Genomic DNA, 24756 nt, shown 5'->3' on the forward strand with positions numbered 1-24756 from the left:
AGCATGACTCAATTGTTTGACCAGCCGCTGAAAGTGGTGAACGCCGGCCTCGCGAGCTTCGCCGACAACCTGCGTCTCGCGGGCGGCGAAGTGATTCATCTCGCGTGGCAGCCGCCCGCGCTCGGCGACATCGAAGCCGGTCTCGATCTCGCGCGGCTCTTGCGTCATCCGCTCGTCGAGCGCGCGAACGAGACGGCCTTCGCGCGCTATCTGGAAGCGCAGCCCGTGCTCGTGGATATCGTCACCGCTTCGGATGCGATCGGCGCGATGCGGGAGGGAAAACGCATCCTCCATTCCGGCCCGCCGATCGCGTGGGAGGCGATGTGCGGACCCGTACAGGGCGCGGTGATCGGCGCGATCCTGCTCGAAGGCTGGGCGGCGGATCACGACGCGGCGGCGCGCCTCGCGGCGAGCGGCGACGTGGCGCTCGAGCCTTGTCACCACTATCAGGCGGTCGGGCCGATGGCGGGCATCATCAGCCCTTCGATGCCGTTGTTCGTGGTCGAGAATCGTGCGAACGGGCAGCGCACCTATAGCAACTTCAACGAAGGTCTGGGCAAGGTCCTGCGTTTCGGCGCGAACAGCGAGGAAGTGCTGCAACGGCTGCGCTGGATGAAGGCGACGCTCGCGCCCGCATTGAAGGCGGCGCTGCGCGTCTCGGGCGAGATCGAATTGAAGCCGCTCATGGCGCAGGCGCTGCACATGGGCGACGAAGTCCACAACCGCAACAGCGCGGCGACCGGCCTCTTCATCAAGCGCATCGTGCCGGCGCTGCTTGGCACGGATCTGCCTCTGTCGCAGATCAGGGAGGTCTGCGCGGCGATCGTCGGCAACGATCACTTCTTCCTGAATCTTTCGATGGCCGCGTGCAAGGCCATGATGGACGCCGCCGCCAACGTGCCGTTCAGCTCGATGGTGACCGTCATGGCGCGCAACGGCGTGAACTTCGGCATCCGGCTGTCCGGCACGGGCGAGCAGTGGTTCCAGGCGAAGGCCAATCCGGTCGAAGGCCTGTTCTTTCCCGGCTACGGCGTGGACGACGCCGCCGCCGATCTCGGCGACAGCGCGATCACGGAAACGGCGGGCGTGGGCGGCTTCGCAATGGCCTCGTCGCCCGCGATCGTGAAGTTCGTCGGCGGCACGCCCGCCGACGCCACTGCGAACAGCCGCCGCATGCAGTCGATCACGCTCGGCGGCAATCCGGCCTTCACGCTGCCCGCGCTCAACTTCGCGCCGACCGCCGCGGGCATCGATGCGCGCAAGGTGGTCGATCGCGGCATCCTGCCGGTCATCAACACCGGTATCGCGCACAAGAAAGCGGGCGTCGGGCAGATCGGCGCCGGCATCACCAGCGCGCCGATGGAATGCTTTGTCGCCGCCATTCGCGCACTCGCCGAAACCGTGCAACGACAGGACGGAACCGCATCATGAACAGACAGGCACCTCTGGCTATCGTCGCCGTGGGCGGCAACGCGCTGATCCGCGATGACCATCACCTGAGCATTCCGGATCAATACGAGGCGGTGATCGAGAGCGCGGCGAACATCGTCGACATGATCGCAGCGGGATGGAAGGTCGTGCTCACGCACGGCAACGGCCCGCAAGTGGGCTTCATCCTGCGGCGCTCCGAGATCGCCGCGCAGGAAGTGGCGCCCGTGCCGCTCGATTACGCGGTCGGCGACACGCAGGGCGCGATCGGCTACATGTTCCAGAAGGCGCTTTCGAACGAGCTGCTTCGGCGCGGCATCGAGCGGCGCGCGGTCGCGGTGGTGACGCAGACGCTCGTCTCCGCCGATGATCCGGCGTTCGCGAAGCCGACCAAACCGGTCGGCGCATTCCTGGACCAGGCCACCGCGCGCCGGCGTCAGGAAGAGCTCGGCTGGACGCTCATGGAAGACGCGGGACGCGGCTGGCGTCGCACGGTGCCGTCGCCAGAGCCGCTGGAGATCATCGAGCGCGACGTGATCGGGACGCTGCTGCAGCAAGGCTGCGTGGTGATCGCTTGCGGCGGCGGCGGCATTCCGGTTGTGCGCGATGAAAAGGGCATGCTCTCCGGCGTCGAAGCTGTGATCGACAAGGATCTTGCCTCTGCGCTGCTCGCGCAGCAACTGAATGCGGACCTGCTGCTGATTCCGACCGGCGTCGAGCAGGTCGCGGTCAATTTCGGCACGCCCGAGCAGCGCTGGCTGAGCAGCATGAGCATCGGCGAGGCGCGGGAGTTCATCGCGCAGGGACAGTTCGGCGCGGGCAGCATGCTGCCGAAGGTCGAGGCGATTCTGCGCTTCGTCTCGAAAGCCGGACCGCAAGGGCGCGGCGGCGAAGGGCTGATCACGAGCCCGGCGGCGATCCACCGTGCGCTGGCCCGTCAAACGGGCACATGGATCACGCGCTGAACACGGCGCAAAAACACATCGACGGAGAAACGGCTAAATGACCGACAAGACGCTTCTGGCAGTCAACGGCACGCTGATGCGCGGCCTGGAACTGAATCACAACATGATCGCGGCGCAAGGCGAGTTCGTGCGCGAGGAACGCACCGGCGCGTGCTATCGCATCTGGAGCATCGGCGACCGCCATCCCGGCATGCTGCGCGTGAAGCAGGGCGGCGTGCAGGTTTCGCTCGAAGTCTGGGCGCTGCCGATGGCGATGCTCGGCCAGCTTCTGCTGAGCGAGCCGGCGGGACTGTGCATCGGCAAAGTGCTGCTCGCCGATGGCAGCGAGGTGCTCGGCGTGCTCGCCGAACCGTGGCTCGTCGAAGGGCAGAAGGAAATCACCGAAAAGGGCGGCTGGCGTGAATACACGGGCAAGTTCCATTCGGAATGAGGCCGCATCGCATAGAAAGGAATCGCCATGAGCAATTCGAATGAAAGTCGCGGCGACGCGAACCTGAGCACCGCGCCGGGGCATCGCATCGCGATGATCCTGCTCGGCATCGCCGTTACGCCCGTGCTGTTGTCGTCGTCGAGTCTCGGCAATCAGCTCAATAACGCCGATCTCATCAAGGTGCTCTGCATCGGCAGCGTGATTCTTGGGGTGCTCGCGTCGATCACGATTTCCGTCGGCGAGAAGGCGCGCCTGCCGACATACGGCATCGTGAAATATCCGTTCGGCGAGAAGGGCGCGATCGCCATCAACGTGCTGCTGGCGATCAGCCTGTTCGGCTGGATCGCCGTGACCGCGAACATGTTCGGGCACTCTGTAGCCGATCTGCTCGCGCAGCACGGCCTCGCGGTGCCGGTGCCGGTGGTCGTCGCCATCGGCTGCGTGATCTTCGTCGCGTCGACGGCGTTCGGCTTCGACGTGCTTGGCCGCGTCGCGCAGTTCGCGGTGCCGGTGATCGCGCTGATGCTGATCTATATCGTGCACGTCGCGACGAAAGGGCAATCGCCGGTCGTGTCCAGCCTCTCCAGCATGCCGATGGGCGTCGCGGTGTCGTCGGTGGTCGGCACGATCATCGTGCTGGTCGCGACGCTGCCCGATTTCGGCAGCTTCACGCACGACCGCAAGCACGCGGTGGGCGGCGCGCTCCTCGCGTTCCTGATCGCCTATCCGCTGCTCTACTGGGCGGGCGCGACGCCGAGCGTGCTGACCGGCAAGAGCTCGCTGCTCGCCGCGATGGCCATCTTCGGCGCGACGCTGCCGGCGGCGCTGCTCATCATCTTCGCAACCGTCACGGCGAACGCGGGCAACATGTTCCAGGGCACGCTCGTCACCTCGACGCTCATCACGCGGGTGCCGAAGTGGCAGATCACGATCGCGCTGGGCGTGCTGGCCGTCATCGTCGGCAGCATGAACATCATGTCGTGGTTCATCCCGTTCCTGCTGTTTCTCGGGATCGCGACGCCGCCCGTCGCCGGCATCTATATCGCGGATTTCGCGATGTATCGCCGTCACGGCTACGACGCCGCCGTGCTCGCGCGCGAGCCGCAGGTGAAGTACATGACCTTCGTCGCGTGGATCATCGGTTCGCTGACGGGTTTCGCGACGGTGCGCGGCATGTTCACGCTTACATCGATTCCGTCGCTCGATTCGATTCTTGTCGCGTGCATCGGCTATATGGTGCTGAGCCGGCTCGGCGCATCGCGCGGCACGATGAAATCGGCAGGGCATTGAAACGCGCCTGAAAGCGGGGCGCATTTCACGAATGTAACCGTGGTAACGCGCGGAAAAATTCGCGTAGTCGAATTGCCAGCTTGAGTCTCTACGATGCATTGACGCACGAGTTCTCTGCTCGTCCGATGCACGGAGATTCGCATGCTGAGCCCTCATGAAATCGCCACGCTCCTGCTCGTGGAGCGCGCGCCGCATCAAGTCGAACCTTACGGACAACCTGCCGCGCGCTTGCGGCAGGAAGCGCTCGTCGAGATCGAACGATTGCCGACCGGTGTACCCGTGCCACTGCTCACGCCGAAAGGACGCGACATGCTGCAGCGGCTCGATGCACGCTGGAAGCTGCATTCCGCCGCCGACGAAGCCAGCGAATAGCGCCCGAGCGTCGCGCTCTGCGCGAGCGTATTCTGTGTGTCGTTACCGCACACACGGAGCTCGCAAGTGACCCAATCGAAGCAAACGACCGTCGCGCTCATCGGCGCGGGCAGCATGGGATCGGCTATCGGCCGCGTGTTGACGCAAGGCGGCGCGCGTGTGCTGACATCGCTCGAAGGACGCAGCGCGGCGAGCGTCGCGCGTGCACGCGAAGCCGGCATGGAAGACGCGAGCCTCGAAGCATTGTCGATGTGCGACTTCATCATGTCGATCGTGCCGCCGGCGGTCGCGATCGAGACGGCTGAACGAATGGCGTTCGTGATCGCGAACTCGAACGCGAAGCCGGTCTATATCGACTGCAACGCGATCAGTCCCGATACCGTCGCGAAGATCGCGCGCGTGATCGAGTCTGCGGGCACGCCGTTCGTCGATGGCGCGATCATCGGCGCGCCCAGTTCGCCGAAGTTCTACATGTCCGGGCCGCATGCGGCGCGCACGCAGGCGCTCGCCGATGCCGGGCTCGTCGTGCGGGCGCTGGATGGACCGAATGGCGCTGCGTCCGCGCTCAAGATGTCGTACGCGGGCATCACCAAAGGCCTGACCGCGCTCGGTTCGGCCATGTCGCTGGCCGCCATGCGCAACGGCGCGGGCGATGCATTGTTCGCCGAGCTCGCGGAAAGTCAGCCCGCGCTCGCCAAATGGCTCGCGGGCAATGTGCCGCGCATGCCGCCGAAGGCGTATCGCTGGGTCGCGGAAATGGAAGAGATCGCGCAGTTCATCGGCGCTGATTTCGCGGAACATCGCATCTACGAAGGCGCGGCGGGACTCTACGCTCGGCTTGCGAAGGACAAGGACGCAACGGACGCGCTCGAACGCTTCTTCGACGAGGCGCGCAAGTGACGAGGCTTACGCGCGCGCGGCCGCCGACTCCGTCATCGCCTCGAAGAAGCGCGTCGCGCGCCGGTCGCCCGCGTAGGCCGAATTGATGCGCACCCACGGACACGTTTCGCCGTTCGGCCGATAGTAGCTTCCCGGCGCGAGCGTGACGCCGAACTTCAGCGCTTCGTCGACGAGCAGCGCAGAATCGTCGATGCCCGGCACTTTCGCCCACACGAAGTTGCCGCCGCTCGGTTCGTCGAACACGTCCCAGCCGTGGCTTTCGAGCGTCTGCACCGCGCCCGACAGCGAATCGCGCACGCGCTTGCGCAAACGCTCCAGATACTTGCGATAGGTGCCGCGTTCGAGCAGGCTCGCCGCCACGGCTTCCGCGAAGCGTGTGCCGCCGAGACTCGTCAGCACCTTCACGTCGACGAGATTCTTCACGAGCTCGCGGTTCGCCGCGAGATAGCCGACGCGCAGCGACGACGACAAAGTCTTCGACAGGCCGCCCACGTAAATCACTCGATCGAGCTGGTCGAGCGTCGCGAGGCGTTGTGTGGGCACGGCCTGAAAGTCGGCGTAGATATCGTCTTCGACGATCGTGAAGCCGTGCTGCGTGGCGAGCTGCAGCAGCCTGAACGCGACCTGCGGCGCGATATTCGTCGCGGTCGGATTCTGGAACACGGTGTTGACGAAGAACAGCTTCGGCTTGTGCTGCCTGAGCAGTTCCTCGGCGACATCGGCATCGGGTCCGTTCGCGAGCCGTGGCACGCCGACGAGCCGCACGCCTTGCAGCTTCAGCAGGCCGAACAGGTTGTAATAGCCGGGATCTTCGACGAACACCGTATCGCCCGGCTTCAGCATGGTGCGCACGATGAGATCGAGCGCCTGACTCGCGCCGTTCGTGAGCATGAGGTTCGGCAGGTCGGCGTCGATGCCGAGCGCGTTCAGGCGCAGCACGATCTGCTGGCGCAGGTTGGTGTCGCCGTGCGGAATCGCGTAATCGATCACGCTGGACACGTCCATGCGCGACGCGGAGCGGATGGCCTGCGTGAGGCCTTCGACGTCGCGCCACGCTTCGGGAACGAAGCCGCTCGACAGCTTAAGCGTCTCGCCGGGGTAGTTGAACTGCTGGAGGATCTGGTTCGATTCCTCTTCCGCGAGGCGCGGATTGCAGTTGCCCGCGAGGCCGCCGCTTTCCTCGATGTGATCGGCCACGTAGAAGCCGGAGCCGTGCTTCGGCTGAATGAGCCCGCGCGACGCCAGACGGTCGTATGCCTCGATCACCGGAAAGCGGCTGATGCGCTGCTCGGCGGCCAGTTGGCGAATCGACGGCAGCTTCGCGCCCGCGAGCACGCGACGGGCGCGGATCATCGCCTCGATCTGGGTGACGATCTGCTCGGTCAGCGGCACGCCCGTGCCGCCGTCGATGTGGAGCGGAAGTGCGTTCATGGTCGTTCCAACTGTTCAGTGGTTTCCGGTGAACAGTTTGAGTTCGCTGTTCGCCAGTGTCGATACTGCATTCGAACGCATCCGAAAAGCTCCGTCAAGACTGGCCGAACGGCTGATCCAAATGTTCTTGAGTGTCGGATGATGCCGAACTGTTCATAAATTTTAGCTGAACAGTTCCGGCTTAACTGTTCGTAAGTGTGCATTCAAACTGTTCGCGAACGAGCAAATAATTCACTCAACGGCTGCTTCTTCTTTTTGCGGGACGCGGCCACCGAGCCAAGCGATCAAAGGAGCAGCATCATGCGTGAAATCCGGACTTTCGAACTCGACGGGCGCGACGCGCCCACGCGCTGGGTGATCGACCGGCCGCAAACGCTGCGCGTCAAGCGTGGACAGATCTGGCTGACCATAGAGGGCGACCCCGACGACCACTGGCTGGACACGGGCGCGTCCGTCGAATTGAAGCCTTACACGACGATCTGGGTCAGCGGCACGCAGGATGCAAGCTGGTTTTCGCTGGCGTCCGACTCGACGCGGGGTGGCGCGCGGAGCCTGGGCGAAGTCGCGCGCGCATGGTTTGCGCGCCGCGCGATGCCGGCGAAGGTCGTTACCATCAGAGCGTAGAGTCGACAAAAAGAGGTTCTTCGCGGATTCCCGTGGGGGATGGGCGGTATCGGTCGGTGACAGGCCGGAATGGATGATCACAGGACTGAAGGCCTTGCAGTCCTTGAGCCGGAAACAAGACGCGACGTGCATGGCGGGGCATGCGGCATTCCGCGCTGGAATGTTCCATGCCCCGATTTCGTTTGCGCCTCAGTCGGCTTTGACGCATTGTCTCGCCATGACAGGTGAGAGACAGCTATGCATAAGATCGAGAAATTCCCCCAGATAGATGGCGAACTTGGCTGGCTCGAGACCGCGCCAGATTCAGATGTTCAACTCGGCCGTCGAGTGAAAGGTGCGCAAACCTTCGACTTCGCGGTGATCGGGGCCGGGTTCACTGGCCTTTCGACGGCGACGCGGCTGGCGGAACTCCATCCATCCGCGCGCATCGCCGTTGTCGATGCACTCCGGGTCGGCCAGGGCTCATCCGGACGCAACGCAGGCTTTCTGATCGATCTGCCTCATAACGTCGACTACAACGAAACCGGGGTTGAGTACGCTCGCTCGCAGTATCGCCTCAATACATTCGCCATCGACAGACTGCGCGCATTCAAGGACAGATACCGCATTCCGTTCTGGATCGACGCCGGCAAATATATGGCCGGCCACGAATCGGAGAACCTGAAGAATCTGGAGAACTTCGCGGCCATGCTCGAGCAGGCGGGCTTCGAGCACGAAGTCGTGTCCGGCAAGGATTTGGCGAGGCGCCTCGGAACCGACTATTACCAGTCGGCGGTGTACACGCCGGGTAACGTTCTGGTCAACCCGGCGGCTCTTGTACGGGGCCTCGTCAGAGCGTTGCCGTCGAATGTGTCGTTGTTCGAGAACAGCCCGGTACAGGCGGTCGAATACGGGCCGCCTCATCAACTCCGGTTCCTTGGCGGAACGATCACGGCGCGAACGCTCATTCAGGCGACGAACTCGTTCTCGGAGCAGTTCGGAAAGCTGTCGAACCGGATTGCCCCGATCTTCACGTACGCGAGCCTCACGCATCCGTTGAGTGAAGATCAGATGCGTCACTTCAAGGACGTCAAGTCGTGGGGACTGACGTCCGCGCATCCGGCAGGCTCGACCGTTCGCTTCACCTATGACCGGCGCATTTTCATGCGCAACACCTACGACTTTCTCGGCGACCTTCGGGCAACACGCGATGAACTCGATTCTGCGTGGCGCCAGCATCGCCGCTCATTCGAAGCGCGGTTTCCTTTTCTGAAGGATATGACGTTCGAATATACGTGGGGTGGCGTCTTTGGAGTGACCTTGAACCACGAGTCCGCGTTTACGAAAGCAGGTGACGGCGTATTCGTCATGGGCGGATGCAACGGCGTGGGCGTGGTCAAGGGAACCTATCTCGGGTACTACATGGCGGACTACGTGTCCGGCGTAAAAAGCGATAATCTGGATTTCGTGCTTCAAAACTCGAAGCCTTCCTGGATTCCGCCGGATCCGTTTCGTGGAATCGGCGCGAAGATGCGGCTGAACCGGGAGGTCAGCAGCGCCAAAGGCGAGGTTTGAGGCGCATTCATCTTCATGGCCAAGGACTTCGTTCATCATCGAAGTCCGGTCGCGAAAAAGACAAGGTTATCTATGACAAGCCAGGACATTCAATTCATTCCGGACGCCGATCCGGAATCCATCTCTTCTGATGTTGCTTCGTTTGGCGGCGTTCTCGTTACGACTCAGGTGCCGATTCGCCCGGACGGAAGTCTGGAGCTGGGCGATATCGAAACGCAAAGCGAATGTACGCTGCGGGCGCTGAAGGCCGCACTCGAAGGAGCGGGCAGCTCGATGGATCGTGTCATGCATCTGACGATCTATCTGACCGACATGGCGGACAGAGCCGTTTTCAACGGAGTCTATAAGCGCTTCTTCTCGAGACCGTGGCCCGTGCGTGCTGCGGTGGGCGTCGCTGCCCTCGCGGTCGAGGGAATGCGCGTCGAAGTGACTGCGATGGCGGCGAGTTCCAGGTAACGACGGCGAATCAGCGAGTGCGACGTGTCATCTCTCCGCGCATCGGAGACGGATGCCGCGTGCACCGTATCTAAATCGATGCAATGAGCCAGTCACGAAAGCTGGCGGCTTGTTCGGTAAGCGGGCGATGCTTCGCATACACGAGGTGATCGCCTCTTCCCGTGACGAATTGAAACTCGCCGACCCGTTTCAACTTTCCCGCTTCCATCGCGGGTCGCGCCATCGATTCCCAGGCAAGGCTGATGCCGAGTCCTTCGATTGCGGCGTTCAGCGTCAATGTTAACTGGTTGAAGGTGATTGCGTTTTGCGGAATCTTATAGCGCACACCGAAATGATCGAACCAGTCCTGCCAGTCAAGACAATCCCATTGACTCGAATCCAGTTGTATCAGGTGTAGATCGCAAAGCTCCGCAGGCGTAGCGGGAGTGGGCACTTGCAATTCCATGCTGCACACTGGAAACACGACTTCCGGAATGATTTGCTCGCTCTCCAGTGTGGTCCACTGGCCATCGCCATAAAGAATGCCGAGATCGTTCTCGCTGCAGGTTTGTTCGTTCATCGAGTTGGCGGAAACCACGCTGACGGTGATATCCGGGTATTTCTGATTGAACCTGACGATTCTCGGGAACAGCCAATAGTGCGCGACCCCCAGCGTGCACGCGACGGACACGGCTTTTGCTGCCTGATCGTCTCTGGCCTTCATGACCGCACGCTGAAGTCTATAGAGCAGCGGCTCCAGTTCGTCCAGAAAGCTCGCACCCACTCTGCTTAGATTGATTCCCCTCGCATGACGGTCGAATAACGCACAGCCTAAAGATTCTTCCAGGGACTTTATCTGCTTGCTAACTGCGCTCTGCGTAATCGATAACTCCTTTGCGGCGCCCGTGAAGGTGCCGCAGCGTGCAACTGCCTCGAAGCAAACCAGGGTTTCGATCGGGGGTAAAGAACTCAAGACTCGCAGTACATTTGCCATTTGTTCACCGCTGAATGCATGTGGGAAAGGTGAATAACTTCGTCTGTTATTGTAGAGCAATTAGGTGCGCCAGACATTCCTGATCGGCATGGTGTGTGACGAGACTTCATGTCGATGCCGTAGAGTCGCCAAGCCTGAAGAATGAATGGAAAAGGCGCTTAATTTTCGTTCTGCGCCGCATCGGTGCTGCCGCGTACTCCGCGCGCAAACCGCAGGCGTCTCTGAAAAGCCCGCCCGATAAGGCAGAGCCGATTTGTTCGCCGAAACGACAAAGCGAGAGCGGAAGCTTAAAACAATCAGCATTAAGCCATTCTCCATCGGAATACCTAATTCCAGGAAGGAATTTTCGGGTTAACGACAGCGCGATAAAGGCTTGTTTTCCTTTGACCGCATCTGGAGGTGCAATATACTCCGCAGTACGGACCGGATTGAAGAAGCGGCTGAACCGCAAACAGCAAGATAAATCCGGCCGCTTTAATCAGGCAATAGTTCGAAGCTTCAAAGTCAAGAGTGCTAATAGAGACGCGAGTTCAGGGCGATCGCGTTGGAAGATTGAAGAAACACTTCTATTTCTTCCAACCGTTCAAACGCTGGCGATAACTTCGCTCGTGCGCGCGAAACTCTTGCGGCTAAAAGAGTAAATCGTATTTATCCCGGCATCGTAATGGACATCTTCATACAGCAGATTCTCAACGGACTGGTGCTTGGCAGCGTCTACGCCATCATCGCTCTGGGATACACCATGGTGTACGGAATTCTCGGCATCATCAATTTCGCGCACGGCGATGTATTGATGGTTGGCGCGATGGTTGCGCTCTCCGCTATTGGCGTCATGCAGAACCACATGCCCTGGCTGGGCAATGTTCCGATGCTGTGCATTGCTCTCGTGATTGCCGCGGTTGTCTGCGCGGTCATCGGTTATACGATCGAGCGCGTTGCGTACCGTCCGTTGCGCAAGGCGCCGCGTCTTGCACCGCTCATTACCGCGATCGGCGTGTCGATTCTGCTGCAGACGCTCGCAATGATGATCTGGTCGCGCAACCCTCTCGCCTTTCCGCAGCTTCTTCCGACTGATCCGCTCAACGTCATCGCACCGACGGCCACGACTCCCGGCGCGGTTATCTCGATGACCGAGATTGTCATCATCGTGGTCGCGTTCCTGGTCATGGGCGGGTTGCTTCTTCTCGTACACAGGACGAAGCTCGGCCGTGCAATGCGGGCCATTGCGGAGAATCCGGCCAATGCCGCTCTGATGGGCGTCAACCCGAACTTCGTAATCTCCGCCACGTTCATGATCGGTTCGGCACTCGCGGCACTGGCCGGCGTGATGATCGCTTCGGAATACGGCAACGCTCACTTCTACATGGGCTTCATTCCGGGCCTGAAGGCGTTCACCGCGGCAGTTCTGGGAGGCATCGGAAATCTGGGCGGCGCGATGGTTGGCGGCGTGATTCTGGGGCTCATCGAACAACTCGGCGCTGGCTATATCGGCAACTTCACCGGCGGCGTCTTCGGCAGCAACTATCAGGACGTGTTCGCCTTCATTGTTCTCATCATCGTGCTGGTGTTCCGTCCGTCAGGTCTGCTTGGCGAACGTGTCGCGGATCGCGCTTGATAAAAGGGAAACACCGGACCATGACTTCGATTCAACAAGCAGAGCATTCGACCACGCTCATTCCCGGGCGCAATCTCGCGAAGACGGTGACCGTGGGTATCGTGACCGCGCTGTTCGTGATCGCAGCACCGATGATCATCGGCGCCGCCGGCGGCAATTACTGGGTGCGCGTGCTCGACTTCGCCATGCTGTATGTGATGCTCGCACTGGGCCTGAACGTGGTGGTCGGTTTCGCCGGGTTGCTGGACCTCGGTTACATCGCGTTCTATGCAGTGGGTGCATATACCGCTGCACTGCTTTCCTCGCCGCATCTGGTCACGCAGTTCGAATGGCTCGCGCGCATCGCGCCCGATGGTCTGCACGTGCCATTCCTCATCATCGTGCCGTGCGCGATGGCCGTTGCGGCGCTGTTCGGCGTGCTGCTCGGGGCGCCGACCTTGCGGCTGCGAGGCGACTATCTCGCGATCGTGACGCTCGGCTTCGGGGAGATCGTCCGCATCTTCATGAACAACCTCGACCGTCCCGTGAACATCACCAACGGCCCGAAAGGAATCACCGGAATCGATCCCGTGCATATCGGCGATTTCAGCCTTGCACAGACGCACCCGTTGTTCGGCTTGAAGTTCCCTTCGGTGTACGCGTACTACTACCTCTTCGTTCTGGCTGCGCTCGTCGTCATCTGGATCTGCACGCGCCTGCAGCACTGCCGCATCGGCCGCGCATGGGCCGCGATTCGCGAGGACGAGATTGCGGCCAAGGCAATGGGCATCAATACACGTAACGTAAAACTTCTCGCCTTTGCGATGGGTGCTTCGTTTGGTGGTCTCTCCGGTGCGATGTTCGGCGCGTTTCAAGGCTTCGTGTCGCCAGAGTCCTTTACGCTGCCCGAGTCGATCGTCGTGCTGGCTTGCGTGGTTCTCGGCGGCATGGGACATATTCCCGGCGTGATTCTCGGAGCTGTATTGCTCGCGGTGCTTCCGGAGTTCCTTCGCACGACCATGGGCCCGCTGCAGCACGTGCTGTTTGGTCATGAGATTGTCGATACGGAGGTGATCCGTCAGCTCGTCTACGCATTGGCGATGGTCCTGATCATGCTCTATCGCTCGGAAGGATTGTGGCCGGCGCCCAAGCATGAAGACAAGCTCGCGAAGATCGCACGGCGCAACGGCAAGAAGCCCGTTCGCGCCTGAAGGAGAGGAATCGGACATGAATGGCAATAAGCAGATTCGCCTTGCGGTGCAGGGCGTCAACAAACGGTTCGGCGGATTGCAGGCGCTGTCCGACGTCGGGCTCGATATTCACGAAGGGACAATCTACGGATTGATCGGGCCGAACGGCGCAGGGAAGACGACCTTCTTCAACGTCATCACGGGTCTCTATACACCCGACTCCGGCGACTTCAGGCTAGACGGGGAATCTTACACGCCGACGGCGGTGTATCAGGTGGCGAAAGCCGGAATCGCGCGGACGTTTCAAAACATCCGCCTGTTCGGCGGAATGACTGCGCTGGAGAACGTGATGGTCGGCCGGCACGTGAGGACGAAGCACGGTCTTCTCGGCGCGGTGTTTCAAACGCCGGCCGAGCGCCGCGAAGAGCGCGAAATCAAGGAGCGGGCGCTCGAGTTGCTCGATTACGTAGGCATTCTGCAGTACGCCGATTACACGTCGCGCAACCTGTCTTACGGACATCAACGACGGCTCGAAATTGCGCGCGCGCTCGCGACGGACCCCAAGCTGCTCGCCCTGGACGAACCCGCCGCGGGCATGAATGCAACCGAGAAGGTCGAGTTGACCAAGCTATTGGACAAGATTCGATCGGATGGCAAGACCATCCTGCTTATCGAGCATGACGTAAAGCTGGTCATGGGCCTGTGCAATCAGATGACAGTGCTCGATTACGGGAAGGTTATCGCTCAAGGTCTTCCGCAGGACGTGCAGAAAGATCCAAAGGTTATCGAAGCGTATCTGGGCGCGGGAGTTCACTAATGGCTATGTTGAAGATCAAGGGACTCAAGGTCAGCTACGGCGGCATCCAGGCGGTGAAGGGGGTTGATCTTGAGATCGAGCAAGGCGAACTCGTGACGCTCATCGGCGCAAACGGAGCGGGCAAGACGACGACGATGAAAGCCATCACCGGGCTGAAGCCTTATTCAGGCGGTGACATCGAATACATGGGTCAGTCGATCAAAGGCGTCCCGGCTCATGAACTCCTGAAGCGCGGTCTGGCGATGGTTCCCGAGGGTCGCGGAATCTTCGCGCGCATGTCGATCGTCGAGAACATGCAGATGGGCGCCTATCTGCGTAAAGATATCGAAGGAATCAAGAAGGATGTCGATCGCATGTTCGGCTTCTTTCCGCGCCTTCAGGAGCGCGCCAATCAACTGGCGGGCACGCTTTCGGGCGGCGAGCAGCAGATGCTTGCGATGGCGCGCGCGATCATCTCGCGTCCGAAGTTGCTGTTGCTCGACGAGCCGTCGATGGGCCTCTCGCCAATCATGGTCGAGAAAATTTTCGAGGTCGTTCGAGAGATATCCAAAGAAGGCATCACGGTGATGCTGGTCGAACAGAACGCGCGTCTCGCGCTGCAGGCTGCGAATCGCGGATACGTCATGGATTCGGGGTCGGTGACGATGTCGGGCGACGCGAAAAAGATGCTCGACGACCCGAAGGTGCGCGCGGCGTATCTCGGGGAATGACTCCGTTTCAAATCTTTGGGAGGTCGAAGCCAGGCACGCAAGAGGAAAGCAAGAGCAAGAAAGAACAGTCGGGCTCACAGACCTAGAGATTCTCGAAGTCGCTCCAAGTCATCGTGTAAGAGTCCAGTTCCATAGAGTGTATTGAGACAATTGAGGTAGACAAAATGATTCGGCTTAACAAGGTAATGGCGGCGGTGGTATGCGGTGCGGCACTCGTTGGCTACGCGCACGCAGACGACACAGTGAAGATCGGCGTTGCCGGGCCGCTTACCGGTGGATTGGCGCAGCAAGGAAAGGATGTCGAGAATGGCGCGCGGCTCGCCGTCGAACAGATCAACGCTGCGGGCATCAAAATCAAGGGCGCACCGCTGCACCTCGAGATCATTTCCGAAGACGATCGCGCCGACCCGAAGACGGCGGTCACGGTTGCGCAGAAGCTCGTGGACGACGGCGTCGTGGGCGTCATCGGACACTTGACGTCGGGCACGTCGCTTCCCGCGTCGAAGGTTTATTCGAACGCTGGCATTCCTGAGATCTCGCCGTCGGCAACCAACCCGATGCTCACGCGTCAGGGATTCCAGACCGCATTTCGCGTGATCGGCGACGACGCTTACGTCGGACGCGTGGTTGCGCAATACATGGTAAAGACCGCTGGCTATAAGAATGTTGCGGTTATCGACGACCGGTCCGCATATGGTCAAGGTCTTGCGGATATCGTCGTGGAAGAACTGAAGAAGAACGGCGCCACCGTTGTCGACCGCGAATTCGTGACGCCCAACACGCTCGATTTTCGCGGCGTCCTGACCTCGGCCAAGGGCAAGAATCCTCAGGCCATCTTCTATGGCGGCACGGATTCGCAATCGGGACCGCTGCGCAAGCAGATGACCGGACTCGGCATGCACATTCCGCTCGTCAGTTCGGCTATGGCGACCGAGAACTTCATTCAGCTCGCGGGCGCAGCGGCAGCGGAAGGATCCGTGTCGGCGGAATCGGGCGCGCCTCTGGAATCCATGCCCGGTGGTAAGAAGTTTGTCGAGCAATTCAAGAAATACGGTCCGGTCGTGCTCTACTCGCCGTATGCATACGACGCCGTTTGGGCTCTGGCGCACGCAATGGAAAAGGCCAACTCAGCGGACCCGAAAGTATTCCTTCCGGCCATGAAGAAGATCGACTTCGAAGGTGTGACTGGCCAGATTGCTTTCGATGACAAGGGCGATCTGCGTAAGACCGCCGTTACGCTCTATCAGGTGAAAGGCGGTCATTTCCAGCCGATGCAGACGGTTCGCTGAGTGCGGATGGCGACTGGCGTTCCATGACGTATGGAGCGCCGGCATGCTTTGGGTCGCCGATCGCTTCGATAGCATTCCGGAGCGGAATGTCCCATGACGCGAATTCGTTTGCGCTGACGAGCGGATTCCTGCATCGTCTACCCATGATCTTGAGAGTCAGCAATGCATAAGATTAGCAAGTTGCCACAGGTCGATGGCGACCTTGGCTGGTTGGAGACAGCACCGAATTCGACCGCACGGTTAGGCACTCGCCTGAAAGGGCATCATGAGTTTGACGTCGTCATCATCGGTGCGGGTTTTACCGGCATTTCGACTGCAATCCGTTTCGCCGAGATCAATCCTTCCGCCCGCATCGCACTCGTGGATGCGCTCCGCGTAGGCGAGGGCGCATCGGGGCGGAACGCGGGATTTCTGATCGACCTTCCGCACAACATGAACTTCGCGAAGACGGGGGTCGAGCACGCGCGTTCGCTGTTCAAGCTGAATAACTTTGCCATTGAGCGTTTGCGGGAATTGAAGGACCGCTTCTCCATTCCTTCCTGGAACGACGCGGGAAAATACATGGCTGGTCATGAGGACAGCAATCTTCCCGGTCTCGAGAACTTTTCCGGCATGCTGAAGCACGCGGGATTCAAGCACGACATCGTTTCAGGAAAAGATCTGGCTCGACGTCTCGGTACGCCTTACTACCAGTCTGCCGTCTATACATCCGGAAATGTACTCGTCAACCCCGCTGCATTGGTGCGCGGGATCACTCAGGCGCTTCCGCCTTCCGTGACGTTGTTTGAATGCAGCGCGGTGCAGGGCGTCGAATATGGTCCGCCGAACAAGCTTCGGTTTCTCGGGGGGGCGATCACCTCGCCGATCATAGTTCAGGCGATCAATTCTTATGCGGAGCAATTCGGCAAGCTTGCGCATCGCATCGTTCCAATTTTCACTTACGCAAGCCTTACCCGACCCTTGAGTGACGAGCAGATTCTTCGTCACTTCGACGGCGTGAAGCCTTGGGGCCTGACCTCGTCCCACCTTGCCGGTACGACCGTCCGCTTCACCGATGACAGACGAATATTCGTCCGGAACACGTACGACTATCTGCCCGAGCTCCGCGCAAGCGGGGCGAAGCTCGAAGCCGCCTTTAAGAACCATCGAACGTCTTTCGAGGCGCGATTCCCGTTCTTGAAGGACGTCGAGTTCGAATATACATGGGGCGGCGTCTTCTCGATGACTCAAAACCATGAGCCTGTGTTCGCCAAACCGGAAGAGGGCGTATACGTGCTCAGCGGGTGTAACGGGGTCGGAGTCGTCAAAGGAACCTACCTCGGATATTACATGGCGGAGTACATGTCCGGCATCGATAGCGAGGACCTGAGATTCATCATGCAAAGCTCGAAGCCTACGTGGATCCCGTCGGACCCGCTGCGTCTGATCGGAGCGCGGATGCGAATTGCCTGGGAAGCGAGCCGCGCCAAGGGCGACGTCTGAGGCGACGTGGACGTTTCGTCCCGTCACGGTTAAAACATTTTCCTCTAAACTCAATCAAGGAGTTCACTCGATGATCAAGCGGATCAACCCTAACGCTCGTGCATCCCAAGCCGTTCGATACGGCGATAACTTTGTCACGGGCGGCGTCGTCGCTGAAGATATGTCGGAAGACATCGTCGGCCAGACGAAGCAAGTCCTAAAAGTCGTAGACGATCTGCTGGCTGATGCCGATCTCACGAAGAACAATCTGACGCGTATTCAAATCTGGTTATCCGATATCGCCAACTTCGAAGGCATGAATAGCGTGTACGACAAGTGGGTCGACGGTTCGGAAAAGCCCGTTCGTGCGACGGTAGAAAGCAAGCTCGCGCATCCCGGTTATCTCATCGAGATTCAGGCTTTTGCTTATACGGGATGATATTAAGTATGCCGCCGATAGGCGGCGTTCTTGTGGTCGAAGAATAGCCGGTCATTGACCGGCTATTTTCTTGTTACCTTTCCAGCGACGCCGCTCTCTCCAGACTCATGTTCCCTGTTTCGGGCGCCATGAACACCGTCGCGAGCAATCCGATGAACGTAACGATCGCGGCTGCAAGCATGGTATGCGCGATCCCTATCGATTCCAGCGACATCGGGACGAGCCATGTTCCCGCAGCTGCTCCGACTCGCGATAGCGACGTTCCCATTCCCATCGCAGCGGCTCGCACTTCGGTCGGGAAAAGCTCGTTCGGGTAGATGGTCTGAAGCACTTGCGCGCCTCCGATGAAGACGGCGTAGGCGCCGAACAGCGCGAGAATCAGAACGCTGTTGTCGTGCTGCGCGATCGAAAGGAGGAACAATGCGAGGCCGGACCACAGGAAACTGTGGATCAGCATTTTCCGGCGGCCCATGCGGTTGATCAGCCATGTGGCCACGATGCAGCCCACGACGAACAGCGACGTGATGATCGTCGATCCGAAGCTTGCCCATTGACCTTCCAGATTGAATGCGTCCAGTACCTTGGGCACGAAAGCATAGACCGCGAAGACAGGAACAACGGCGCAGGTCCAGAAGACGACGATAAAGATCATCCGCAAGCCGTAACCCGAACGCAACAACTTGATGAATGAAGCCGGCTTCTTTCCGTGTGACGGGGTGACCGTGCCCGGCAGTGCAACTGGATATCCATAAATGCTTTCCAGAATGCGATCCGCTTCCGCGCCGCGTCCTTTGCTCAAGAGCCAGCGTGGCGACTCCGGTGTTCCGATTCGCGCGATCAGCACGCATGCGGAGAGGACCGCCGAACTGGCGAGTACGAGCCGCCATGAATCGTGCCCGAAGTTATCGAGGATGAGATTGCCGAACAGATAAGCTAATGCGGCGCCACCAAACCAAAGGATCTGAACGACGCAAAGCCGAGGGCCGCGATATCTGCTCGGAAGGAACTCCACGAGCATCGCACTGGCGACTGGATATTCCATTCCGACGCCCACGCCGATAAGAAATCTCAAGATAAAGAGCATGGTCCCGGATTCGACCCAATACTGCCCGATCGAGCATGCGAGAAAGATCATCGGGCTGACGAGGAAGAGCTTCTTTCGACCGAAACGGTCAGTCAGTCCACCGCCGATGAATCCGCCGAAGAAGATGCCGAGAAGTGCCGCTGCCGCGACCATACCTTCGGTGAAAGAGTCGAGATTGAGTGCGCGTGAAACCTGCGTCAGGGCGACGCCCACCACGCTCAGAATATAACCATCCATCAACCATCCACCGGAAGCGCGTATGGTCAGGAAGTGATGAAATCCACTGATCGGCGCTTCCTCTATCGATACCTTCGACGTTCTCAAAGTCTTGACTCCTGTGATTGCGAATTTCTAATATCTGTCGATGCGCGGCCGTTGACCAATCGACGTGGCTACACGGTCCGAGAAGGAACGACGAGACCTCATCGCTCTTCGGACGCGAATGCTGGAATGCAGCGGATAGGATTGAGCGGCTTCGTTCGGTGATTCGAGCGTGCTCATGAGTCAGGCTGTGCTGGCATGCCCGTATGCATTCCTACGCGTTCGAATGCGTGGTTTGCAAAAGACGCGGCCGTCATAGTGAGGCCGATAGCGATGTTTTGACTGCGTCTCCTGAATTATCGGATCAACGATACGCAAAACACGCAGTGTGGACAAACGAATTCGAGGCATACGACATTCCGCTCGGGAATGTCGAAATGAAGGAACGAAAAAAAACCCGGCCGTGGCCGGGTTCAATGTTCCCGCGCTCTTGCGAGCGCGGTCACCTGCAAAACTACTTGGACGAGCTTACGCCGCGAGCAGCGAACGCAGCACGAACGGCAGAATCCCGCCGTGCTTGTAGTAATCGACTTCGATCGGCGTGTCGATGCGCAGCAGCACCTGCACGCGATCTTCCTTGCCGTCCTTGCGATGGATCACCAGCGTGACTTCCTGCTGCGGCTTGAAGTCGTCGCCGAGACCTTCGACGTCGTAGGTCTCTTCGCCCGTGATGTTCAGCGACTGGACGCTGTCCGAGCCCTTGAACTGCAGCGGCAGCACGCCCATGCCAACGAGATTCGAACGGTGGATGCGTTCGAAACTGCGCGCCACCACGGCCTTCACGCCGAGCAGTTGCGTGCCCTTCGCCGCCCAGTCGCGCGAGGAACCCGTACCGTACTCTTCGCCCGCGAACACGATGGTCGGCGTGTCGGCGTCGATGTACTTCATCGCTGCATCATAGATCGACAGTTGTTCCCCGCTCGGCTGATGGATCGTCAGGCCGCCTTCAATGCGCGTGCCGTCCGCCTTCGCCGGAATCATCAGGTTCTTGATGCGCACGTTCGCGAAGGTGCCGCGCATCATCACGTCGTGATTGCCGCGGCGCGAGCCGTAGCTGTTGAAGTCGGCCTTCTGCACGCCGTTTGCCTTCAGCCACACGCCCGCCGGCGACGTTTCCTTGATCGAGCCCGCCGGGCTGATGTGGTCGGTCGTCACGGAGTCGCCGAAGATGCCGAGCGCGCGTGCGCCCTTCACTGCGGGAATCGAATCGGCCGGCTTCATCGAGAAGTCGCGGCCGAAAAAGGGCGGCTCCGCAATGTAGGTCGATTTCGGCCAGTCATACACCTGACCGCTTTCGCCCGCGATCTTGCTCCAGAGATCGCCTTCCTTCGTGAGATGCGAGTAGTTTTCGCGGAACGCCTTGGCGTCGAGCGCGAACTTGAGCAGCGCGTGGACTTCGTCGCTCGTCGGCCAGATGTCGCCGAGATAGATGTCGCGGCCATCCTTGCCCTTGCCGACCGGCTCCGTCATCAGATCGCGCGTGATGTTGCCCGCGATCGCATAAGCGACGACCAGCGGCGGCGAAGCCAGGAAGTTCGCGCGAATGTTCGGGTGAATACGCGCTTCGAAGTTACGGTTGCCCGAGAGCACGGCCGCCGCGACGATATCGTTCTTCGTGATGGCGTCGTTCAGTTCCGGCGTCAGATCGCCCGCATTGCCGATACACGTCGTGCAGCCGTAAGCGGCGAGCGTGAAGCCCAGCTTGTCGAGGTAGGGCAGAAGACCCGTCTTCGTCAGATATTCGGTGACGATACGCGATCCCGGCGCCAGCGACGTCTTGATGTGCGGCGCGACCGTCAGACCCGCTTCAACGGCCTTCTTCGCGAGCAGACCGGCCGCGAGCAGCACGCTCGGGTTCGACGTGTTCGTGCACGACGTGATCGCGGCGATCAGCACGTCACCGTTCTTCACGTCGACGCCGTCGGCTGTCGTGTATTGCGTGTCGAGTTCGGCGGCCTTCTTGTTGAAGCCGTTCTCGCCGACCGGCTTCGAGAACAGATCGACGAACGTGCTCTTCACGTTGCCGATCTCGATGCGGTCTTGCGGACGCTTCGGACCCGCGAGCGACGGCGCGACCGTGCCCAGATCCAGCGTGAGCGTCTTGGTGTAGTCGATATCGCCGGCCTTCGGCACGCCCCACAGCTTCTGCGCCTTGAAATACTTCTCGAACGCGGCGATTTCCTCGTCCGTGCGGCCCGTGCCCTTGAAATAGTCGATGGTCTTTTCGTCGACCGGGAAGAAGCCCATGGTCGCGCCGTACTCGGGCGCCATGTTGCCGATGGTCGCGCGATCAGGCACGCCGATCGACGCGGTGCCTTCGCCGAAGAACTCGACGAACTTGCCGACGACCTTTTCCTTGCGCAGCATTTCGGTGATGGTCAGCACGAGGTCGGTGGCCGTGCAGCCTTCGCGCAGCTTGCCCTTCAGTTCGACGCCGACCACGTCCGGCGTGAGGAAGTACACCGGCTGGCCGAGCATGCCCGCTTCCGCTTCGATGCCGCCCACGCCCCAGCCCACCACGCCGATGCCGTTGATCATCGTCGTGTGCGAATCCGTGCCGACGAGCGTGTCCGGGTAATAGACCGTGTCCTTGCCTTCGACCTTCTTATGCACGCCGCGCGCGAGGTACTCGAGGTTCACCTGGTGCACGATGCCGATACCCGGCGGCACGACCTTGAACGTGTCGAACGCCTGCATGCCCCACTTCATGAACTGGTAGCGCTCGTTATTGCGCTGGAATTCCAGCTTCATGTTCAGATCGAGCGCGTTCGGCTCACGGAAGTGATCGATCTGCACCGAATGGTCGACCACGAGGTCCACCGGCACCAGCGGCTCGATCGCTTTCGGGTCCTTGCCCGCCCGCTTCGCGACGCCACGCATGGCGGCGATGTCGGCGAGCAGCGGCACGCCGGTGAAGTCCTGCAGCACGACGCGCGCGACGACGAACGGAATTTCGTCGACGCGGGACGCGTTCGGCTTCCAGTTCGCGAGCTGCTCGATGTGCTCCTCGGAGATCTTCTTGCCGTCGTAGTTGCGCAGGACGGATTCGAGCACCAGACGGATCGACACGGGCAGACGCTGGATCTTGACCTTCAGTGCGTCACCCAGTTGCGGCAGCGAGTAGAACTTCGCTTTGCCGGAACCGCTGTCGAATTCCTTGAGCGTGTTGTGGAGATTGTGGGCCATGGTTATTTTCCTTGGGCTAAGACGAGGAAATGATCGACTAAATCACGTACAGATCGACGTATTCATTGACCGGCATAACTTCCAGCTTTGCCTGATCGAGCGATATTGCCAGGATCGCCTGTTGTTGCTTCTGCGGGAAACGGCGCGCCAGGTTCGTTCTGAACTTCTCGACGAGCAGCGGAATGCCATCCGCCCGGCGACGCTTGTGTCCGATCGGATATTCGACCGCGATTTCATCGAGCGTGCTGCCGTCAGTGAATTCGACGGTCAGCGCGTTCGCGATCGAGCGCTTCTCCGGATCGTGATAATCCTTCGTGTATTGCGGGTCTTCCACGCATTCCATCTTCGCGCGCAGCGTGTCGATGCGCGGATCTTGCGCGATCGAATCTTCATAATCCGCCGCGGTGAGACGGCCGTGAATCAGCGGCACGGCGATCATGTACTGAATGCAGTGATCGCGGTCGGCCGGATTGTTCAACGGTCCCTTCTTGTCGATGATGCGAATCGCCGCCTCGTGCGTGCGAATCGTGATCTTGCTGATGTCATCGACGGATTTGCCGGCTTTCTTCAGCTTGCCGTGCAGCGTCATCGCAGCTTCGACCGCCGTTTGCGCGTGGAATTCGGCGGGGAACGAAATCTTGAAGAGCACGTTCTCCATCACATACGAACCGTATTGACGCTGAAACCTGAACTCATTGCCCTTGAAGAGCACATCGTAGAAGCCCCAGGTCTTCGCAGTGAGAACGGACGGATAGCCCATCTCGCCCGTTTTCGCGATCAGCGCGAGACGCACCGCGCGCGAAGTGGCGTCGCCCGCCGCCCACGACTTGCGCGAGCCGGTATTCGGCGCATGCCGATACGTGCGCAGCGAATGGCCATCGACGAATGCAAGCGATACGGCGTTGATGAGCTCGTCGCGCGTGAGTCCGATCATCTGACCGACCACGGCCGTGGAAGCGAGCTTCACGAGCAGCACGTGATCGAGCCCGACCTTGTTGAACGAGTTCTCGAGCGCGATGCAGCCTTGAATTTCGTGCGCCTTGATCATGGCGATCAGGACGTCTTTCATGTTGAGCGGCTTCCTGCCGGAGGCGATCGCGTTACGCGACAGCCAGTCGGCCGTAGCCAGAATGCCGCCCAGGTTATCCGACGGATGGCCCCATTCGGCGGCGAGCCAGGTGTCGTTGAAGTCGAGCCAGCGGATCATCGCGCCGATGTTGAAGGCGGCCTGAACCGGGTCGAGTTGAAACTGGGTGCCTGGCACCTTCGCACCGTTGGGGACGATCGTGCCCGGCACGATTGGTCCCATCAGCTTGGTGCAGGCGGGGTAGGAGAGGGCTTCGAGTCCGCAACCGAGCGTGTCGATCAGGCAGTTACGCGCCGTTTCGAGCGCGAGCGTGCTGTCGACACGACAGTCCAGCACATAGTCGACTATGTCGACCAGTACCGGGTCCGGATCGGGCCGGACGTTGGAGGTCGGTGCGGACATCGAGTGATTCCTGATTTAAGTGTTCAGCTACTTATTCCGCCGGCTTGATCAGCGCGTTCGACTGCGTGGGAGCCGCGCCGCCCGCAGCCATTTCAGCCGTCATGCACTCGTCGGCGAGGCGCGACGAGTCCTTGTCGGAGAACAGCATCGCCTTCGTCGGGATCACGACGAGGTCCATGCCGGAAGCCGAGTCGTGGAAGCGGTCTGCACCGGTCGTCGTGTCCTGACGGGGCAGCTTGTAGTCCTTCTTGGCCCAGTTCACCGTGACGATGGTGTCACGCTTCATGTCGCCTTTCAGATAGAAAGCCGTGCCGTCCTTGCACGACCACTTCACTGCACCTTCGGGAATCGGATCAGTCTTCGCCGCCGCGGCCGCTTCGGCCTTGGGGCTACGCTTGATCAGGCGGCGTGCCGGCGCCGGACGCTTGGCCGTGGCCTTGGCCTTGCTGTCGGTCGTCGTCGTCGCGGCGAAGGCGTCGGCGCTGACGAGGACGCTCGTCGTAGCCAGCGTGCCGGCGATTGCAGCGATCAGGAGTTTGTTCATCGAAAAAAACCTTTTAAAACATGGGGGTTAGATAACGGTTGCCGCGCGGCGTGGATCTCTTCCTCGTCGAAATCCGATCGCGCAGTCCGCTATTTTCGCTTATTTATCGGCACGAACTTCAAATTCTCGGGTCCAGTGTAGTTCGCGCTCGGCCGGATGATCTTGTTGTCGATGCGCTGCTCGATGATGTGCGCCGCCCAGCCGGAAGT

At 60.3% G+C, this 24756-nt stretch carries 23 protein-coding genes and 1 pseudogene; 17 read left to right on the forward strand and 7 right to left on the reverse strand.

Features of this window, described 5'->3' with window-relative positions; genetic code table 11:
* Window positions 1-3: 3 nt before the first annotated feature.
* The 6 genes from AWB79_RS33145 (at window position 4) to AWB79_RS33170 (ending at window position 5385) form a co-directional block, all read left to right on the forward strand.
* Window positions 4-1431: a YlbE family protein gene (locus AWB79_RS33145; protein ID WP_061171676.1), complete on the forward strand. Its 1428-nt coding sequence runs from the start codon at window positions 4-6 to the stop codon at window positions 1429-1431.
* Complete coding sequence (gene arcC, locus AWB79_RS33150; protein ID WP_061171677.1) at window positions 1428-2393, forward strand: carbamate kinase; 966 nt, start codon at window positions 1428-1430, stop codon at window positions 2391-2393. Before AWB79_RS33145 ends, arcC begins: the two co-directional genes overlap by 4 nt.
* 37 nt (window positions 2394-2430) lie before the next feature.
* Complete coding sequence (locus AWB79_RS33155; protein ID WP_061171678.1) at window positions 2431-2823, forward strand: allophanate hydrolase-related protein; 393 nt, start codon at window positions 2431-2433, stop codon at window positions 2821-2823.
* Window positions 2824-2850: 27 nt separating this feature from the next.
* Window positions 2851-4113, forward strand: coding sequence for a cytosine permease (locus AWB79_RS33160; RefSeq protein ID WP_061171679.1), 1263 nt, complete (start codon window positions 2851-2853; stop codon window positions 4111-4113).
* Window positions 4114-4254: 141 nt separating this feature from the next.
* The gene (locus AWB79_RS33165) at window positions 4255-4485 is read left to right on the forward strand and encodes a hypothetical protein (RefSeq protein ID WP_061171680.1); all 231 of its coding nucleotides are present in this window, start codon (window positions 4255-4257) and stop codon (window positions 4483-4485) included.
* A 66-nt stretch (window positions 4486-4551) separates the two neighbouring features.
* On the forward strand, window positions 4552-5385 hold the full coding sequence (locus AWB79_RS33170) for an NAD(P)-dependent oxidoreductase (protein ID WP_061171681.1): 834 nt from the start codon (window positions 4552-4554) through the stop codon (window positions 5383-5385).
* A gap of 6 nt (window positions 5386-5391) precedes the next feature.
* Here AWB79_RS33170 and AWB79_RS33175 read toward each other — a convergent pair whose 3' ends face one another.
* Entirely contained in the window at window positions 5392-6816 is a 1425-nt protein-coding gene (locus tag AWB79_RS33175; protein ID WP_061171682.1) for an aminotransferase-like domain-containing protein, read from the reverse strand.
* A gap of 300 nt (window positions 6817-7116) precedes the next feature.
* Here AWB79_RS33175 and AWB79_RS33180 point away from each other — a divergent pair, with 300 nt between their 5' ends.
* From AWB79_RS33180 to AWB79_RS33190, 3 genes are all read left to right on the forward strand, one after another.
* Entirely contained in the window at window positions 7117-7440 is a 324-nt protein-coding gene (locus tag AWB79_RS33180; protein WP_061171683.1) for a DUF2917 domain-containing protein, read from the forward strand.
* A gap of 237 nt (window positions 7441-7677) precedes the next feature.
* Window positions 7678-8994 (forward strand): NAD(P)/FAD-dependent oxidoreductase, encoded by a 1317-nt coding sequence (locus tag AWB79_RS33185; protein WP_061171684.1) that lies wholly within the window; start codon window positions 7678-7680, stop codon window positions 8992-8994.
* 15 nt (window positions 8995-9009) lie between these two features.
* On the forward strand, window positions 9010-9450 hold the full coding sequence (locus tag AWB79_RS33190; protein WP_332459678.1) for a RidA family protein: 441 nt from the start codon (window positions 9010-9012) through the stop codon (window positions 9448-9450).
* Window positions 9451-9520: 70 nt separating this feature from the next.
* Here AWB79_RS33190 and AWB79_RS33195 read toward each other — a convergent pair whose 3' ends face one another.
* Window positions 9521-10423, reverse strand: coding sequence for a LysR substrate-binding domain-containing protein (locus AWB79_RS33195; protein WP_061171686.1), 903 nt, complete (start codon window positions 10421-10423; stop codon window positions 9521-9523).
* Between the two features lie 95 nt (window positions 10424-10518).
* Between AWB79_RS33195 and AWB79_RS39825 the strand changes: the two genes are divergently transcribed.
* The 8 genes from AWB79_RS39825 to AWB79_RS33230 all read left to right on the forward strand — a co-directional run bounded on the left by AWB79_RS39825 (window position 10519) and on the right by AWB79_RS33230 (window position 17923).
* On the forward strand, window positions 10519-11064 hold the full coding sequence (locus AWB79_RS39825) for a hypothetical protein (RefSeq protein WP_157695900.1): 546 nt from the start codon (window positions 10519-10521) through the stop codon (window positions 11062-11064).
* A 23-nt stretch (window positions 11065-11087) separates the two neighbouring features.
* Window positions 11088-12038: a branched-chain amino acid ABC transporter permease gene (locus tag AWB79_RS33200; RefSeq protein ID WP_061171687.1), complete on the forward strand. Its 951-nt coding sequence runs from the start codon at window positions 11088-11090 to the stop codon at window positions 12036-12038.
* A gap of 20 nt (window positions 12039-12058) precedes the next feature.
* Window positions 12059-13228 carry an ABC transporter permease subunit gene (locus AWB79_RS33205; protein ID WP_061171688.1) on the forward strand — a complete coding sequence of 390 codons (1170 nt, stop codon included), beginning with the start codon at window positions 12059-12061 and terminating at the stop codon, window positions 13226-13228.
* Between the two features lie 16 nt (window positions 13229-13244).
* Window positions 13245-14024 (forward strand): ABC transporter ATP-binding protein, encoded by a 780-nt coding sequence (locus tag AWB79_RS33210; protein ID WP_061171689.1) that lies wholly within the window; start codon window positions 13245-13247, stop codon window positions 14022-14024.
* A gap of 5 nt (window positions 14025-14029) precedes the next feature.
* Window positions 14030-14734, forward strand: coding sequence for an ABC transporter ATP-binding protein (locus tag AWB79_RS33215; RefSeq protein WP_061171690.1), 705 nt, complete (start codon window positions 14030-14032; stop codon window positions 14732-14734).
* A gap of 164 nt (window positions 14735-14898) precedes the next feature.
* On the forward strand, window positions 14899-16023 hold the full coding sequence (locus AWB79_RS33220; RefSeq protein WP_096031649.1) for a branched-chain amino acid ABC transporter substrate-binding protein: 1125 nt from the start codon (window positions 14899-14901) through the stop codon (window positions 16021-16023).
* Between the two features lie 162 nt (window positions 16024-16185).
* The gene (locus tag AWB79_RS33225) at window positions 16186-17505 is read left to right on the forward strand and encodes an NAD(P)/FAD-dependent oxidoreductase (RefSeq protein ID WP_061171692.1); all 1320 of its coding nucleotides are present in this window, start codon (window positions 16186-16188) and stop codon (window positions 17503-17505) included.
* A 70-nt stretch (window positions 17506-17575) separates the two neighbouring features.
* Complete coding sequence (locus tag AWB79_RS33230; protein WP_061171693.1) at window positions 17576-17923, forward strand: RidA family protein; 348 nt, start codon at window positions 17576-17578, stop codon at window positions 17921-17923.
* Between the two features lie 73 nt (window positions 17924-17996).
* Here AWB79_RS33230 and AWB79_RS33235 read toward each other — a convergent pair whose 3' ends face one another.
* The 5 genes and pseudogenes from AWB79_RS33235 to AWB79_RS38625 all read right to left on the reverse strand — a co-directional run.
* Window positions 17997-19331, reverse strand: a complete 1335-nt coding sequence (locus AWB79_RS33235) for an MFS transporter (protein ID WP_061171694.1) — start codon at window positions 19329-19331, stop codon at window positions 17997-17999.
* 465 nt (window positions 19332-19796) lie between these two features.
* Complete coding sequence (gene acnA / locus AWB79_RS33240; RefSeq protein ID WP_061171695.1) at window positions 19797-22514, reverse strand: aconitate hydratase AcnA; 2718 nt, start codon at window positions 22512-22514, stop codon at window positions 19797-19799.
* A 37-nt stretch (window positions 22515-22551) separates the two neighbouring features.
* A complete protein-coding gene (locus AWB79_RS33245) occupies window positions 22552-24003 on the reverse strand; it encodes a bifunctional 2-methylcitrate dehydratase/aconitate hydratase (protein ID WP_061171696.1) in 1452 nt (483 codons plus the stop codon).
* A 31-nt stretch (window positions 24004-24034) separates the two neighbouring features.
* A complete protein-coding gene (locus AWB79_RS33250) occupies window positions 24035-24547 on the reverse strand; it encodes a hypothetical protein (RefSeq protein WP_061171697.1) in 513 nt (170 codons plus the stop codon).
* Between the two features lie 89 nt (window positions 24548-24636).
* Window positions 24637-24756: pseudogene (locus tag AWB79_RS38625) on the reverse strand (2-methylcitrate synthase); the annotation flags it as partial.

The sequence above is a fragment of the Caballeronia hypogeia genome (assembly GCF_001544875.2).
GTDB classification, from domain to species: domain Bacteria; phylum Pseudomonadota; class Gammaproteobacteria; order Burkholderiales; family Burkholderiaceae; genus Caballeronia; species Caballeronia hypogeia.

What these genes read in the sequence shown, in the direction of transcription:
- AWB79_RS33175 (WP_061171682.1), bottom strand. Translation starts at nt 6,816, where the DNA reads ATGAACGCACTTCCGCTCCACATCGACGGCGGCACGGGCGTGCCGCTG.
- AWB79_RS33210 (WP_061171689.1), top strand. Translation starts at nt 13,245, where the DNA reads ATGAATGGCAATAAGCAGATTCGCCTTGCGGTGCAGGGCGTCAACAAA.
- AWB79_RS33190 (WP_332459678.1), top strand. Translation starts at nt 9,010, where the DNA reads ATGGCCAAGGACTTCGTTCATCATCGAAGTCCGGTCGCGAAAAAGACA.
- AWB79_RS33200 (WP_061171687.1), top strand. Translation starts at nt 11,088, where the DNA reads ATGGACATCTTCATACAGCAGATTCTCAACGGACTGGTGCTTGGCAGC.
- AWB79_RS33165 (WP_061171680.1), top strand. Translation starts at nt 4,255, where the DNA reads ATGCTGAGCCCTCATGAAATCGCCACGCTCCTGCTCGTGGAGCGCGCG.
- AWB79_RS33195 (WP_061171686.1), bottom strand. Translation starts at nt 10,423, where the DNA reads ATGGCAAATGTACTGCGAGTCTTGAGTTCTTTACCCCCGATCGAAACC.
- AWB79_RS33245 (WP_061171696.1), bottom strand. Translation starts at nt 24,003, where the DNA reads ATGTCCGCACCGACCTCCAACGTCCGGCCCGATCCGGACCCGGTACTG.
- AWB79_RS33225 (WP_061171692.1), top strand. Translation starts at nt 16,186, where the DNA reads ATGCATAAGATTAGCAAGTTGCCACAGGTCGATGGCGACCTTGGCTGG.
- AWB79_RS33205 (WP_061171688.1), top strand. Translation starts at nt 12,059, where the DNA reads ATGACTTCGATTCAACAAGCAGAGCATTCGACCACGCTCATTCCCGGG.
- AWB79_RS33145 (WP_061171676.1), top strand. Translation starts at nt 4, where the DNA reads ATGACTCAATTGTTTGACCAGCCGCTGAAAGTGGTGAACGCCGGCCTC.
- AWB79_RS33180 (WP_061171683.1), top strand. Translation starts at nt 7,117, where the DNA reads ATGCGTGAAATCCGGACTTTCGAACTCGACGGGCGCGACGCGCCCACG.
- AWB79_RS33160 (WP_061171679.1), top strand. Translation starts at nt 2,851, where the DNA reads ATGAGCAATTCGAATGAAAGTCGCGGCGACGCGAACCTGAGCACCGCG.
- AWB79_RS33215 (WP_061171690.1), top strand. Translation starts at nt 14,030, where the DNA reads ATGTTGAAGATCAAGGGACTCAAGGTCAGCTACGGCGGCATCCAGGCG.
- AWB79_RS33155 (WP_061171678.1), top strand. Translation starts at nt 2,431, where the DNA reads ATGACCGACAAGACGCTTCTGGCAGTCAACGGCACGCTGATGCGCGGC.
- AWB79_RS33230 (WP_061171693.1), top strand. Translation starts at nt 17,576, where the DNA reads ATGATCAAGCGGATCAACCCTAACGCTCGTGCATCCCAAGCCGTTCGA.
- AWB79_RS33220 (WP_096031649.1), top strand. Translation starts at nt 14,899, where the DNA reads ATGATTCGGCTTAACAAGGTAATGGCGGCGGTGGTATGCGGTGCGGCA.
- AWB79_RS33250 (WP_061171697.1), bottom strand. Translation starts at nt 24,547, where the DNA reads ATGAACAAACTCCTGATCGCTGCAATCGCCGGCACGCTGGCTACGACG.
- AWB79_RS33185 (WP_061171684.1), top strand. Translation starts at nt 7,678, where the DNA reads ATGCATAAGATCGAGAAATTCCCCCAGATAGATGGCGAACTTGGCTGG.
- arcC (WP_061171677.1), top strand. Translation starts at nt 1,428, where the DNA reads ATGAACAGACAGGCACCTCTGGCTATCGTCGCCGTGGGCGGCAACGCG.
- acnA (WP_061171695.1), bottom strand. Translation starts at nt 22,514, where the DNA reads ATGGCCCACAATCTCCACAACACGCTCAAGGAATTCGACAGCGGTTCC.